Source organism: Nocardioides panzhihuensis (assembly GCF_013408335.1).
GTDB classification, from domain to species: domain Bacteria; phylum Actinomycetota; class Actinomycetes; order Propionibacteriales; family Nocardioidaceae; genus Nocardioides; species Nocardioides panzhihuensis.
Genome location: NZ_JACBZR010000001.1, coordinates 5,556,547 through 5,569,769 on the forward strand (window position 1 = coordinate 5,556,547; position 13,223 = coordinate 5,569,769).

Annotated in this window: 13 protein-coding genes; 8 read left to right on the plus strand and 5 right to left on the minus strand. The window is 66.0% G+C overall.

Features of this window, described 5'->3' with window-relative positions; translation table 11 throughout:
• The first annotated feature begins 22 nt into the window (after positions 1-22).
• Positions 23-496: a PNPOx family protein gene (locus BJ988_RS26310; protein WP_179660789.1), complete on the plus strand. Its 474-nt coding sequence runs from the start codon at positions 23-25 to the stop codon at positions 494-496.
• Positions 497-508: 12 nt separating this feature from the next.
• On the opposite strand, the gene BJ988_RS26315 is transcribed toward BJ988_RS26310, so the two are convergent.
• The 3 genes from BJ988_RS26315 to BJ988_RS26325 form a co-directional block, all read right to left on the minus strand.
• A complete protein-coding gene (locus tag BJ988_RS26315) occupies positions 509-883 on the minus strand; it encodes a low affinity iron permease family protein (RefSeq protein WP_179660790.1) in 375 nt (124 codons plus the stop codon).
• Entirely contained in the window at positions 880-1,167 is a 288-nt protein-coding gene (locus BJ988_RS30755; protein WP_343051801.1) for a low affinity iron permease family protein, read from the minus strand. Before BJ988_RS30755 ends, BJ988_RS26315 begins: the two co-directional genes overlap by 4 nt.
• Positions 1,168-1,463: 296 nt before the next feature.
• Complete coding sequence (locus BJ988_RS26325; protein WP_179660791.1) at positions 1,464-2,909, minus strand: glucose/sorbosone family PQQ-dependent dehydrogenase; 1,446 nt, start codon at positions 2,907-2,909, stop codon at positions 1,464-1,466.
• A 163-nt stretch (positions 2,910-3,072) separates the two neighbouring features.
• Between BJ988_RS26325 and BJ988_RS26330 the strand changes: the two genes are divergently transcribed.
• Positions 3,073-4,023 carry a 5'-nucleotidase gene (locus BJ988_RS26330; protein ID WP_179660792.1) on the plus strand — a complete coding sequence of 317 codons (951 nt, stop codon included), beginning with the start codon at positions 3,073-3,075 and terminating at the stop codon, positions 4,021-4,023.
• 367 nt (positions 4,024-4,390) lie between these two features.
• Here BJ988_RS26330 and BJ988_RS26335 read toward each other — a convergent pair whose 3' ends face one another.
• Both BJ988_RS26335 and BJ988_RS26340 read right to left on the minus strand, forming a co-directional pair.
• On the minus strand, positions 4,391-4,966 hold the full coding sequence (locus tag BJ988_RS26335; RefSeq protein WP_179660793.1) for a hypothetical protein: 576 nt from the start codon (positions 4,964-4,966) through the stop codon (positions 4,391-4,393).
• Between the two features lie 79 nt (positions 4,967-5,045).
• On the minus strand, positions 5,046-5,915 hold the full coding sequence (locus BJ988_RS26340) for a DUF4352 domain-containing protein (RefSeq protein ID WP_179660794.1): 870 nt from the start codon (positions 5,913-5,915) through the stop codon (positions 5,046-5,048).
• A 183-nt stretch (positions 5,916-6,098) separates the two neighbouring features.
• On the opposite strand from BJ988_RS26340, the gene BJ988_RS26345 reads away from it, so the two are divergent.
• The 6 genes from BJ988_RS26345 (at position 6,099) to BJ988_RS26370 (ending at position 13,131) form a co-directional block, all read left to right on the plus strand.
• Positions 6,099-7,985, plus strand: coding sequence for a hypothetical protein (locus BJ988_RS26345; protein WP_179660795.1), 1,887 nt, complete (start codon positions 6,099-6,101; stop codon positions 7,983-7,985).
• Positions 7,985-9,688, plus strand: coding sequence for a class I SAM-dependent DNA methyltransferase (locus tag BJ988_RS26350; RefSeq protein WP_179660796.1), 1,704 nt, complete (start codon positions 7,985-7,987; stop codon positions 9,686-9,688). Before BJ988_RS26345 ends, BJ988_RS26350 begins: the two co-directional genes overlap by 1 nt.
• Complete coding sequence (locus BJ988_RS26355; RefSeq protein ID WP_179660797.1) at positions 9,681-10,838, plus strand: restriction endonuclease subunit S; 1,158 nt, start codon at positions 9,681-9,683, stop codon at positions 10,836-10,838. The genes BJ988_RS26350 and BJ988_RS26355 overlap by 8 nt, the downstream gene beginning before the upstream one ends.
• A gap of 201 nt (positions 10,839-11,039) precedes the next feature.
• Positions 11,040-11,852 carry a TIGR04255 family protein gene (locus BJ988_RS26360; protein WP_179660798.1) on the plus strand — a complete coding sequence of 271 codons (813 nt, stop codon included), beginning with the start codon at positions 11,040-11,042 and terminating at the stop codon, positions 11,850-11,852.
• Entirely contained in the window at positions 11,852-12,529 is a 678-nt protein-coding gene (locus tag BJ988_RS26365) for an antitoxin VbhA family protein (RefSeq protein ID WP_179660799.1), read from the plus strand. Before BJ988_RS26360 ends, BJ988_RS26365 begins: the two co-directional genes overlap by 1 nt.
• Positions 12,530-12,534: 5 nt before the next feature.
• The gene (locus tag BJ988_RS26370) at positions 12,535-13,131 is read left to right on the plus strand and encodes a Fic/DOC family protein (RefSeq protein ID WP_179660800.1); all 597 of its coding nucleotides are present in this window, start codon (positions 12,535-12,537) and stop codon (positions 13,129-13,131) included.
• The last annotated feature ends 92 nt before the right edge of the window (positions 13,132-13,223 follow it).

Below are 13,223 nucleotides of genomic sequence, written 5' to 3' on the forward strand. Positions count from 1 at the left end.
GGGCGCCAGGTAGGTTTGCGGCATGCGATTGAGTCGAGTGATCCCGGGCCTCCTGGCCGTCGGTGCGGCCGGTGCGGGCGCCGCCTTCGTGATCGGCATGCGCAACAAGTCGCCGTGGCTTCAGGACCGCATCCGCGCCTTCTCCAAGCGGTTCGCCTCCGAGGCGCTGAAGACCGCCGGCGGCGAAGGCGCCACCAACGGCGTCATCCTCCACGTCGGTCGCACGAGCGGGCGGGAGTACGCCACCCCGATCACGCCGTTCCCGACCCCCGACGGCTTCGTCATCAATCTGCCCTACACCTCGAAGGTCGACTGGGCCCAGAACGTCCTGGCCGCCAACTCGGCCACGATCGTCCACGACGGTGTCGACCACCGCGTGACGGACCCGCGGATCGTCCCCTACGCCGAGGTCGCACCCATGCTCCCCAAGGGCGCCGGCCTCTTCCGCGCCGTCTTCGACGTCCAGGAGTTCCTCCGCGTCACCAACGCGGACTGACGTCTAACCGGGTCACCGGTGATGCTGGTCGCGGATGTGCTCCTGGTCCTCCAGGTCGCGGTCTTCCATGGCGACGACGTTCTCGTCCGCCCCGTCGACGGCCTCGACCAGCTCGTCGAGCTTGAGCAGGATGGCCTTGGTCTGGCGATTGGTCGAGTGCTGGATGCTGAAGAGCAGCAGCAGGCTGACGATGGAGGCGACCGAGTAGACGAGGTTCTGCCACCACGAGGGGAAACCGTTGACCACACCGACGGTCAGCAGAGCCGCGACGACGATCATGCTGAACCCACTGGCCCACGCCGACCCGGCCGCCCCGGCGAGCCTATGAGCCGCGGCCGAGAGCTGGTCGCGTACGTGGTGAGGTGACTCCGGCTCGCGGCGGCTCATTCGGCGCTTTCCCGTTCCTCCAGACCAACGGCCCGCCGCAGCTCGTCGCGGTCGTGACGCAGCTCAGGATGGTCGCCGGCAAGTCGTGCCATCAGGTCTGAAAGGCCGTCGGCGATGGCGTTGAGCTTGTGCTGAACTGCGTCGTCGGCGCGCTTCTGGGTGTTCTGCAACAGCGCGACCAGCAGGAACGTGACGATCGTCGTGATCGTGTTGATGATCAGCTGCCAGGTGTCGATGTCAGGCAGTACGACGAACGACGGCGCCCAGATCACCACCAGCAGCACGCACAGCACTGAAGAACCATGCCCGCGAGACGAACGCGCTTGCGTGGGTGGCGAACCGGTCGAAGACGCCGACGTGGTTCCCGACCTAGGAGGGCATCGAGGTCTCGTCCGGGTGGCTGGTGACGCCGGACCCCTCCCCGGCGGAATGCTGTTCGCGCTCGCTCGTGGGCATGACTACCTCCTGTGCCGACAGGTTCGGTACCCGATTCACGTCGAGTCATGCCGTCACGCCGTCGGTGTCACCCACGAGAACGGACCGGGACGCCGAGTGGCGACCCGGTCCGTCGATGCGTACGTCAGTTGCTGACCGGGAACGCGAGCAGCGAGCCCGGGTGGGTGAGATCGGTGGTCGGGGCGTCGCCCTCGCCGCGGACGAGGCCCGCGGTGTCGGTGATCGCGTAGACCGTCTTGCCGTCAGGGCTGACGATCGTGTCGCGGAACCGGTCCTGGTCGGTGTGGAGCGGCTCGACCGCGACCACGTCGGTCTCGACCGAGTTGAGGGCCAGGCGGTAGATCGTGCCGTCCTTGAGGCTGGTCATGATCACCGAGTTCTCCCAGCCCGGCATCGCCCGGCCGACGGCCGGCTTGTAGTAGGTCAGGCTGGACGGGGCGATGGTCGGGTAGCAGATGTAGTAGAGACCGGACTCGTCGCACGGGGCGCCGGTGAAGTCGTGGTCCCAGGCGACCGAGGTGCCGAAGGTGTCCAGCGGCTCGTGGAGTCGAGCGGTGAACTCCGACTCTTTCGACGTCGGGACGTCCTCGTGGATCTCGAAGTCGGAGTGCGTCAGCTCCGCGCACGGCGTCGGGGAGGAGGCGCTCCAGTCACCGTAGACGTAGGCGGAGTCGTCGTCCTGGTAGCCGGCGACGTTCGGCCAGCCGTAGTTGCCGCCGGGGCGGAGCAGGTTGATCTCGTCGTCGGTCTTCGGACCGTGCTCGGCCTCGAGGAGCTGGCCGGAGGGGGTGAAGGCGAAGCCCTGCGGGTTGCGGTGTCCGTAGGTCCAGATGTGGCTGCGTACGCCGCCGATCGTCGGGTTGTCGGTCGGGATGGAGCCGTCGCGGTTCAGCCGCAGGGTCTTGCCCTGGTAGGCGAACCAGTCCTTGGCCGCGACCTCGGCCGCGCTCGGGAGGGTCTGGGCCTGGTTCTGGCGGCAGGCCAGGGAGTACTGGTTGGTGCCCTGGTCGCCGATCGCGTAGTAGAGCTTCCCGTCGGGCCCGATCAGCAGCCGGCCACCCTGGTGGTCGATGCTGCCCGGCAGACCGGCGATGATCGTGGTCGGGCTGACCAGCTTCTTCCTGGCATCGTCGTAGCTGTAGCGCACGATCTTGGTGCGGCGGGTCTCGCCCGTGGACTCCTCGGCCGTGCCGGAGTCATAGCTGAACGAGACGTACGCATGGCCTCGGCCCTTGCTGACGACCGACGGCTCCAGGGCGAGTCCCAGCACTCCGTCCTGGCCGCTGGAGACGGCCTGGGTCGAGAGGTCCAGAAGCGTGCTCTTCGCGCCGGTCGCGGGGTCCACGCTGAGGACGGACTTTCCGCTCTTCTCGGTGAGCCACAGCTTGCCGTGGGCTCCCCAGGCGAGCGAGTAGGGGTTGTGGAGACCGTCGGCGACCACGTTGGGGGTGCCCAGCGCGGGCTCGGGCCCGGACGCCGCGGTCGCCACTGCCGCCGGGACGGTGGTGGCGATCAGCGCTGCCAGAGCAGCGGATCCGGCGGCGAGACTCAGGCTTCGTTTGATGTTCATGAGACTTACTTCTCCTCCAGAGGAAGGGGGGATCGAAGGAAAATGCAGCAGCGATCCTCCCCGAGATGTGGCCGGTGCCACGAGGACGCTGGCCGGAACTATGGCGGAAGTGAGTTGATCTGGCAACGACCTTGTTCCGGCGAAGAGCGGTAGGTTGCCGGGCGTGGGATATGAGCTGAGAGACCGGTTGGTGGTCGGGATCGCGTCGAGCGCGCTCTTCGACCTGACCGAGTCGGATGCGTACTTCCGCGAGCACGGGGAGGAGGCCTACCGCCGCTACCAGGACGAACGCATCGACGAGCCGCTCCGGCCCGGCGTCGCGTTCCCGTTCATCAAGCGGCTGCTGAGCCTCAACGACCTGGCCGCCGACGTCGACGACGGTCTCGTCGAGGTGATCGTGGTCTCGCGCAACGACCCCAACACCGGGTTGCGGGTGATGCGCTCGATCGAGCACCACGGCCTGCCGATGACCCGCGCGGTCTTCACCCAGGGGCGCTCGCCCCACCGTTACATCGGCGCGCTCGAGATGTCGCTGTTCCTCAGCGGCAACCGCGAGGACGTCATCGCGGCCAACCACGAAGGCTTCCCTGCCGGTCACGTGCTGCCGTCGGCTGCGACGTACGACGAGACCGACCGTTCCGTCGTCGTCGCCTTCGACTTCGACGGGGTGCTCGCCGACGACGGTTCCGAGCGGGTCTACCGCGAGGAGGGGATCGAGAGGTACCGGGCCTACGAGGCGAGCCGCAAGGCCGAGCCGCTCGAGCCCGGGCCGCTGCAGCCGCTGCTCCGTGATCTCAACCGGATCCAGCAGATCGAGGAGCAGCGCCGCCTGGAGGAGCCGGACTACGAGCCACGGCTGCGGATCGCGCTGGTCACCGCCCGCGGCGCCCCGGCTCACGAGCGCGCGATCCGGTCGTTGCAGTCCTGGGACGTCTACGTCAACGAGGCCTTCTTCTTGGGTGGGGTGGAGAAGGTGCGCGTGCTCGAGGTGCTGCGCCCGCTGATCTTCTTCGACGACCAGACGACCCACCTGGACCCCGCGGTCGGGTCGATCGCCGGGGTGCACATCCCCTACGGCGTGGCCAACACCAGCGACGTTTCGGCTGGTCAATAGCAGCTTCACAGTTCAGACACAGGTCGTGCTCAACTGGATGACGGGGCTGTGCCTGTGTCACTCTGGAGGGAGTTGTACGGATTCTGTTCATGTAGAAGTGCGAGGAGTTCACTCGATGGCTTCGGCTATGTGTGCCAAGTGCACCGAAGACGAGGAGATCCGGGTTCTCTCGCGTACGGCGGGGGGCCGCCGGCGACTGATGTGCTGCAGGTGTGGGTTCGCGTGGGAAGGCGGGAGCTCCGGCTCCGCCCGGGGTGCTGGCCTGGCCAGCCTGTTCGGCGCTGCCACGGTGGGGGCTGTCGCCCTTGTCGCGTGCAGCGTCCGAGTGACGGCTCCGGTCTGAGGGGCCACCAGGTGAGCGACCGCGTCAGTTGGTGACGGCGTCGACCGAGATGCCCGCGAGCATGGCGTCGTACGCAGCTTGGGCGGTTTCCTGGGCGGTGGACCAGTCGGAGTTGTCGAAGTCCGTGTCCGGGTCGCAGTAGTCGTCCCAGATGCAGTCGTTCCAGGTGGTCGAGGACGCCGCATAGATGGAGAGGGCCTTGTCGGCTGCGCGATAGGCCGAGTCGCAGGCTGGGCTGAGCTCGTCACGGTCTATTCGGTTTCGAAAGGCGGAAGCGTCGCCAATCGCAGTTGCGAGGTCGGCCTGGGTGATGCCGACCTCTGCGCGTGAAGAGGCGTCGAGAACGGCTTCTACGAACTCGCCGATCTCGTTGGTGCAGGTCGTGATTGCCTCGGCTGACTCCTGCTCGGAGCGATAGTCGGCCAGCAGGGTGGTGCCTAGCAGAGCGACGATGGCAAGGACGACGGCTACGACGGCGCCGAGCACCCAGGGCCACCGCGGCCGAGGAGACTCCGAGGCGGGGACGGGCGTTGCGTACGTGGGGTGTGCAGGCCAGTCGGACTGGTCGTGCCACGTGGGGTCTTCTGGAGCGTTGGACATGGGATCTCCTTCTGAGCTGATGTCTGGCGCCCGAGACGGATCAGGGGCAGCGACTCGTCGCTGCCCCTGATGGGATGCGCTACTTCAGGCCGAGTGCGAAGTGGGACTCGCCGCGCCCGAAGAGGTCGGAGACCTGGAGGATGCCGCCGGCGGCCTTTGCCGGGGGTACGTCGAAGACGAGCTTGCCCTTGGTCGCGAGGTCCGGCTGCATGTCGCGGAGGAAGAGGGACTCGTCGCCGAGGTAGATCGCGGCGTCGGAGCCCTCGTATCTCGTTCCGTCCTTGGCGATGAACACCGCAGAGGTGTCCATGAACGTCTTGGTCTCGTCCTTGGTGTTCTCGATGGTGAGGTCGACGACCACGAAGACGCCGTCCGCTCGCTCGCCGAACTCGCCGCCGACGTTGTCCTGGGTGCTCGCGCCGGTCACCGTGTAGGCGGTGCCCTCCAGCTTCGCGGTCTGTCCGACCTTGAACGGGCGCTTGGCAGAACCTTGCTCGGGCTTGTCAGCCTTCGGCTTGTCGGCCTTCGGCTCGTCGCCGGTGGAAGCACTGGGAGCCGACTCGGTGGTGGCATCGGTCGCGCTGCCGGTGTCGTCGCCGCCGACTGCGCCGGCGATGGCACCGACTACCAGCACCCCGGCGACCGCACAGGCGCCGATCAGTGCTCCCTTGGAGTCTGTCGTCTGGCGGCTGAAGTTGCCGTACTCGTCGACGCGGAGCACCAAGCTCTGCCGCCGGTTCAGGTGCGCGATGAGCAGCCAGGCGACCGACCACAACCCGCAGGTGACGATGGTGAGGATCAGGTGCAGGACGTGGTTCGTGCGGCCGCCCTTGGCCAGCACCGTGTGGTACTCGGTCTGCGACTCGACCCGCCAGCCGCCGTCGGCGACCTCCTTGGCGACGGCCTGAGACATCTGCTGGCGCACGTTCGCCGTGGGCTCGTTGGTCATTGTTCTTCCCTCCCTCTGGCTGCGGGGTTGCAGCTCGTGATGAGTGAAGGTTGACGCTGACAGGGTCGATCGACTACGGGGATCGCTGATAAGGGGGTTTAACGGCAATTCCTGCGTTTAGAGACCGCTGCTGGCTCTATGGTGAGGCGAAGTATCGGAATCGAGCTGGGAAGGGGTTGCGATGTGAAGCCGGTTGCACCGACGCTGACCATGCAGGACATTGCGGACCTGGCGCATGTGAGCCGCCCAGCCGTTTCGATGTGGCGCCGGCGGCCCAACGTACGTGGCAGGGTGATCCCCTTTCCGGCGGCGGTCGACACAGTTGCTGGCATCGAGCGGTTCGACCGCGACGAGATCGTTGCTTGGCTGGCGGAGACGGGTCGTGGGAACAACCCCGATCATGCGTACGACGCCCCGACTCTGTCCGCACCGCTGGACGTCGACACGGAGACCGTGGTGGCCCTGCTGTGTCTGCGGGCGCTCGGAGTCACCGAACTCGAGCCGCTGACCCCGAGCGGTGTCGCAGCGGCCGCTGCCGACCACGATCCGGAGGATCTGCTGGTGAAGCGCGAGATGGCCGGAGCAGTGCTCGACGCCGCGACGCTGCGCTACGTGGACGACCTGGTCGAAGGGTCGTACGGCTTCAGTGACGCGTTGGTGCGGATCGGATCCGGGAGGTTGCGCCGGGAGTCTCAGGATGCTGGGTTCGCCCACGAGCTCCTCACGCTGCTTCGTACCGTCGTCGAGACAGCCCGTCTCCACCTCGGCGACGACGTCGCTCTGGATCCAGGAGGCGACACCCAGCTCGCCATCGAGCTCGCGGATGGGTTCGCAGGTCTGCTCCTAGGTGAGAACGAGGCCGCACGACAGCTGCGCCGGCGGGCTCTCGTCAAGGGAGTCGAGGTCGTCGACCATGCAGCCAGCTCGGTACGCGTGGTTTCGCTGATCGGGTTCACGGACTCGGAGGCGCTGATAGCGGTCGACGATGCAGTCCTCGAGCTCGGTCCGTTCGACGCGGCCATTGTTCTCGGGCCGTCGACACTACTCTGTGACCGGCTCGCCGGCGACCTGGACGCGCAGCGAGCGCAGACGCTTCGGTCCGGAAACCTGGGTTTCGCTGCGAGGCTCCCACGGGGCATGCGCAAAGATGCTGCGCGACAAGGTCTGGGGCTCTGGGTCCTCTCCGGACAGGTCCACACGGATCGAGTCCGCGTGGCCGATCTGACAGGTGCCGATCTCGACCTCGCCGATCTGGCTTCCGACCTCAGCGGCGCGCTGGCCCAGACCGAAGACCGCGCGTTTCGTTACGCGCTCGCCGTCGATCTGGCGCCGGTCCGAGCGGGGAAGGCGTCGCTGGTGCCACGTGGTGCGGTCGCGCCGCGGCTGGGCACGTCGCACGAGCGTGATCACCTCGACCGGGTCCATGCCGCGACGCTGACGACCAGCACCTCGCTGACGGGCTTCGATGTCGACGTCGACCGGGCGCCGGGTTCGGTCGTGCTCCGCCAGCGATCGCTTGCCGAGCTCTGCGACGGAGGCCATCTCAAACGTATCCGTGGAGCCCGGATCGACCTCGGTCACGCCGATCCGGATGGGACCGTCCCGGTCCTTGCCGCGGACGGGGCGACAGCCGGCGTACGCCTTGATCCTTTCGACGCCGAGCGGCACTACCCTCATGCCGCGAGGACCGAGCCGGGGGACGTCGTCTTCAGAGACAAGGGCACCCCGGCGGCTCTCGTGGACGAGACCGGCGGCGCCATGGTGCGGTCGCCGTCCAGGATCCTGCGGCTGATGAAGGGTGCGCCGGTCGGCCCGTATGCGCTGGCTGCGATCATCAACCGGCAGACCGGCGGCGAGTGGGAGGCCTGGACGGTCCCGGCGCTGGCGGCCGAAGCCGGAGACGCACTCGACCGCACCCTGGCCGGCATCGACGACCACATCGATGAGCTGCGCCGTCGCCTGGCGGCAGCCCACGAGCTCCAGAACGCACTCATCGACGGAGTGGCCGCAGGCACGGTCACCCTCGACACCGACCACCAGTCCGACAGCACCCAGAGGAGAGCAGGCTGATGCCACCACGTAAGAAGAAGGATCCGTCGACACCGTCGACGATGGACGAGCTCAAGGACATGCTCTGGAAGGCCGCCGACAAGCTTCGCGGCTCGCTCTCGGCGGCGCAGTACAAGGACGTCATCCTCGGCCTGGTCTTCCTGAAGTACGTCTCCGACGCCTTCGAGGAGCGCCGCGAGACCATCCGCACCGATCTGCTCGCGGACGGCTACGACGAGGACCAGATCGCCGACCTGATCGACGACGCCGAGGAGTACCAGGGCTACGGCGTCTTCCTGGTCCCCGCCCAGGCCCGCTGGCAGCACCTCGCCGAGAACGCCAAGGGCAAGCCCGCGATCGGTGACGAGGCGGGCCGCACGATCGGCTCGCTCGTCGACGAGGCCATGGACGCGATCATGAACGCCAACGAGTCCCTGCGCGGGACCCTGCCGCGGCTCTACAACAAGGACAACATCGACCAGCGCCGCCTCGGCGAGCTGATCGACCTGTTCAACTCGATGCGCTTCTCCCGCCAGGGCGAGCATCGTGCGCGCGACCTGATGGGTGAGGTCTACGAGTACTTCCTCGCCAAGTTCGCCGCTGCCGAGGGCAAGCGCGGCGGCGAGTTCTTCACGCCGCCGGCGGTCGTACGCACCATCGTCGAGGTCCTCGAGCCGACCTCGGGTCGCGTCTACGACCCCTGCTGCGGCTCGGGTGGCATGTTCGTCCAGGCCGAGAAGTTCATCGAGACCCACGACGGCGACCCGACCGCGATCTCGATCTATGGTCAGGAGGCCAACGAGGAAACCTGGCGCCTGGCGAAGATGAACCTCGCCATCCACGGCATCAACAACTCCGGCCTCGGCCCCCGCTGGGGCGACACCTTCGCCCGAGACATCCACCCCGATGTCCAGGTCGACTACGTGATGGCCAACCCGCCTTTCAACATTAAGTCCTGGGCCCGCAACACCGAGGACCCCCGCTGGCGCTACGGCGTACCTCCCGCCAACAACGCCAACTACGCCTGGATCCAGCACATCCTCTCCAAGCTCGCGCCCGGCGGTAAGGCCGGCGTGGTCATGGCCAACGGCTCGATGTCGTCCAACTCCAACGGCGAAGGCGACATCCGAGCCCAGATCGTCGAAGCGGACCTGGTTTCTTGCATGGTGGCATTGCCCACCCAGCTCTTCCGCTCCACCGGCATCCCCGTCTGCATCTGGTTCTTCGCCAAGAACAAGGGCTCCCGCGCCGGCGAAGTCCTCTTCATCGACGCCCGCAACCTCGGCTACATGGTCGACCGCGCCGAGCGCTCGTTGTCCGACGAAGACATCGCCAAGATCGGCGACACCTACCACCGCTGGATGAACGGCCCCTCGACCAGCGACCAGCCGGCGCTGTTTGAGCCGTCGTCACCGTCGGTCGAGCCCTCGTCCCCGTTGGTTGAGCCGGATTCGCGAGGAACGAGCGAATCCGTGTCGAAACCAACACAGTCGCCGTACGAAGACATCCCCGGCTTCTGCAAGTCAGCCACGTTGGCCGACATCAAGGCAGCCGACTACGCACTCACCCCCGGCCGCTACGTAGGCGCCCCCGAAGCAGAAGACGACGGGGAACCCGTCGACGTCAAGATCAACCGCCTCACGACCGAGCTTCTGGAGGCGTTCGACGAGTCAGCCCGCCTCGAGAAGGTCGTGCGCCAGCAGTTGGAGCGCCTCGATGCGTGATCTGATCCTCGGTGAGTCGCTTGAAGCCTTGATCGATCACCGCGGGAAGACTCCCGCCAAACTTGGATCTGACTTCCAAGCTGATGGTGTTCCCGTCGCTTCCGCGATTCTGGTTAAGAACGGGCGCCTCGATCTCAGCGACGCAAGATTTGTCGACAGCAAGACCTATGCACGGTGGATGGGGGTGCCGACCCGTGCCGGCGATGTCCTACTCACCTCGGAAGCGCCGTTAGGACGTGTTGCCAGGGTGCCCTCGGATGAGCCGCTGGTCCTCGGTCAGCGCCTATACGGGCTGCGGGGCCGAGAAGGCATACTCGACTCGGGCTATCTCTATTACGCTCTTCAAACCGAACGGGTGCGGTCCGACCTTGTCGGCAGATCGACGGGAACGACAGTCTTCGGGATCCGGCAGTCATCGCTCCGCAACATTGTCATCCCGGCGCCATCGTTTGAGGAGCAGCGCTCCATCGCCGAGGTCCTAGGCGCCCTCGACGACAAGATCGCCGGCAACGAGCGCGTCATCGCGTCCGCTGATCAGCTGGCTACTGCTCTGATGCAGCAGGCGCTGGTCGACCGTTCGGTGCCGTTGGTCGAGGTCGCAGCAGTTACCATGGGCTCGTCGCCACCGGGAACGAGCTATAACGAAGACGGCACGGGGATGCCCTTCTATCAAGGTGTTCGTGACTTCGGCGTGCGGTTCCCGACTCGACGTGTCTGGACGACTGAGCCAGTTCGGACTGCAGCCGAGCGCGATGTGCTGTTGAGCGTCCGTGCTCCTGTAGGTCGCACCAATGTCGCAAACGAGCAACTCTGTTTGGGGCGCGGCGTTGCCGGACTCCGCCCGCGGGACGGTCGCTCAGCCACTCTCCTGCATCAGGTCCGTGCGGCCAGTAGCGCCTGGGCCCCTTACGAGGCCGAGGGCACCGTCTTCGGTTCGATCAATAAGAGTCAGCTCGAGTCGATCGAGATTCCCGCCATCGATCCGGCCGCCGCCGACGTACTTGAGGGCCAACTGCACGCACTCGAAGCACAGATAGCGTCAGCGCTCGCGGAGAACGTCAAACTCGCCGCATTCCGCGACGAACTCCTCCCCCTCCTGATGTCCGGGAAGCTTCGAGTGAAGGACATCGACGCGACAGTGCTGGCCTGATCAGCGAGCAGCGTGGTCACTCCCCTCACATGTGTGCAAGTGACCACCCGAGCCTCACATGTGTGCAAGTGACCACCCGAGAGGTGTCCGCCGAGGACGTCTCCCCGTGCATACGGGGTTCTGACGATGGGCCGCGGCCGGCGGGGTCCAGAGACTGAGAAAGTTGCCGAGAGCTTGCGAGTGTGAAGTATTGTGTGAAGTGTGGCGGCCTTCACTTCTCTCAGCAGCCCATTCGGTTCCGAGGCGATCGTCGAGGTCCCACTGCCGGATGCGCCGCTAGCGTTGACGCTCGCGCAGATCAGGTTTCCGAGCCTGTCCGCGTTGGCGGATGAGCACGCGGCGGGCGACGTCGTGAGTCGGCTGAAGGATGCGTACCCGTCCTTTGCGCGTGAGCACGAGGTCGGTTTCCTGCTGACTCCCGACGGGGTGACCAGCCAGCAGCAGGGCGAAACCATCTGGAGAGTCCAGTCGGAAGACGGGGGGTGGAAAGTTGGGTTCTCCTCTGGATTTCTCAGCCTCGAAACCACGGACTACTCGAGCAGGGAAGACTTCTGCGAACGGTTGGGAGAGGCTTGGCGCGCGTTCGTTGAGGTGGTCGGCGAACCAGGGGTCCAGCGGATCGGCTTTCGCTACGTCAACCGTGTGTCTGAACGGCCGTTTCTTGACCAGCTCGGAACCATGGTGCGCCCCGAGTTGGTAGGAGCAATGTTCGTTGGGGCCAACGCAGCACCGGTCGCGCAGAGCATGGCTCAGAACCTGTATGCCCGCAGCGAGTCTGACCAGTTGCTGGCTCGATGGGGGATCTTGGCTCCTGGAGAGACGTTCCTACCGTCGGTTCCCGCCCTGGACCGGCACTCATGGCTTCTTGATCTGGACTCCTTTCGCTCGTTCGAGCAGCCGACCAAGGGCGTAGATGCAGTCGGGGTGGCCCGCGATCTCGGAGAAGCGGCCTATCGGTTCTTCCGGTGGGCCGTGACCAAGGAGTTTCTGCAGCATTTTGGAGGTGAGGTCTGATGACGATCGCATACGACGCCGCGGCACCGCTCGGCGACAGCGCGCGGGTTGCCGCTACCTCGGCATCTCCTCTCGCCAGAAAGATCGCCGAGTCGGCGATCGCCGTCGCTGCCGCGGTGGGGATGACGGCAACGATCTCGGTGGGTCCCGCCTCAGCGGCAACTGAGCATCGGCGTTTCGAGCGATCCGAGCTTCGCGGACCCGTGGAACGGCCGACGCCGGCGGAGCGTGGGGTGCCAGCTGGTCGCTCGGACCAGGAAACGATCAACTGGATCAAGGATCGGTCCGGACTGACCTGGGAGCAGCTCGCGCAGGCGTTCAGCGTCTCGCGGCGGGCGGTTCACATGTGGCAGAGCGGAAGCAGGGTCAGTGCAGCCAATGCCGAGGCACTGCACTGGTTCGCGGATCTGGTCAGAAGCAACCTGCGTGATACCGCTGAACTGACGAGATCGGCCCTGCTCGATGTAGGCCCGAGCGGCGTCAGCGCGGTCGACATGTTCAGGACGGGGCGCGAGAGGAGGCCGCGGGAGCGTGCTCTCGCGGAGATCGAGGTTGGCCAGCAGGCCGCTGGTCATACACCGACGGCGGAGGACATGCGCCGCGCTGCGCGTGTCCTGGATGGCGAACTCACACCTGAGGAAGCCCGGGTTGAGCTGATGAAGAAGTACCGCAAGTAGGTCGGATGCCGGGGGACGATCGCTACACCTATCCCAACTCGGGCGGGGTTCTCCGTAATCTCTTGGGGATCACCGACGCGACAGAGTTGGACGAAGCCACGAACGCGTTCGTCTCCGTTGCCTGGGCGGATCTCGAAACGCAGCCCGCTCCCGATCGGATCGACCGCGCGTATCTGCACGGGGTCCATCGGCATCTCTTCCGGGATCTCTTCTCGTGGGCAGGCAAGGTCAGAGACGTCGACGTGATGGCGGCAGGTACGTCGGTCGTGTACTGCCCGGTTGCCGAAGTCGAGCAGCGTATTGACGACGCCTTCGACGAGCTTGTACAGCATGACTTTCTGCAAGGACTGGACTACCTCGACTTCGCAGCGAAGCTCGCTCGGTTCTGGACCAAGCTCACCGTTGCCCACCCTTTCCGTGATGGGAACACACGGTCGCAGACCTTTGTCATCGCCAGACTCGCGGAAGCTGCCGGCCACCCGATCGCGTGGGAGCGTGTCGATCACGAGAGTTTGCGTCGACAGCGGATGGCCGCCGCGCAAGGCCATCCTGAGGCGCTCGCACTCTTCATCGAGAATCGCATCGAAGGTTCCTTGTGGTAGCGCTCGTTCTGCGATCCGTCAGGCGGGCTGGTGAAACTTATGCATGTAGCCAGCCTCAGGGTGTAGCCATAACTTAGGACGCTCCCAATTTA

What these genes read in the sequence shown, in the direction of transcription:
- BJ988_RS26355 (WP_179660797.1), top strand. Translation starts at nt 9,681, where the DNA reads ATGCGTGATCTGATCCTCGGTGAGTCGCTTGAAGCCTTGATCGATCAC.
- BJ988_RS26315 (WP_179660790.1), bottom strand. Translation starts at nt 883, where the DNA reads ATGAGCCGCCGCGAGCCGGAGTCACCTCACCACGTACGCGACCAGCTC.
- BJ988_RS26365 (WP_179660799.1), top strand. Translation starts at nt 11,852, where the DNA reads ATGACGATCGCATACGACGCCGCGGCACCGCTCGGCGACAGCGCGCGG.
- BJ988_RS26310 (WP_179660789.1), top strand. Translation starts at nt 23, where the DNA reads ATGCGATTGAGTCGAGTGATCCCGGGCCTCCTGGCCGTCGGTGCGGCC.
- BJ988_RS26335 (WP_179660793.1), bottom strand. Translation starts at nt 4,966, where the DNA reads ATGTCCAACGCTCCAGAAGACCCCACGTGGCACGACCAGTCCGACTGG.
- BJ988_RS26350 (WP_179660796.1), top strand. Translation starts at nt 7,985, where the DNA reads ATGCCACCACGTAAGAAGAAGGATCCGTCGACACCGTCGACGATGGAC.
- BJ988_RS26340 (WP_179660794.1), bottom strand. Translation starts at nt 5,915, where the DNA reads ATGACCAACGAGCCCACGGCGAACGTGCGCCAGCAGATGTCTCAGGCC.
- BJ988_RS26370 (WP_179660800.1), top strand. Translation starts at nt 12,535, where the DNA reads ATGCCGGGGGACGATCGCTACACCTATCCCAACTCGGGCGGGGTTCTC.
- BJ988_RS26325 (WP_179660791.1), bottom strand. Translation starts at nt 2,909, where the DNA reads ATGAACATCAAACGAAGCCTGAGTCTCGCCGCCGGATCCGCTGCTCTG.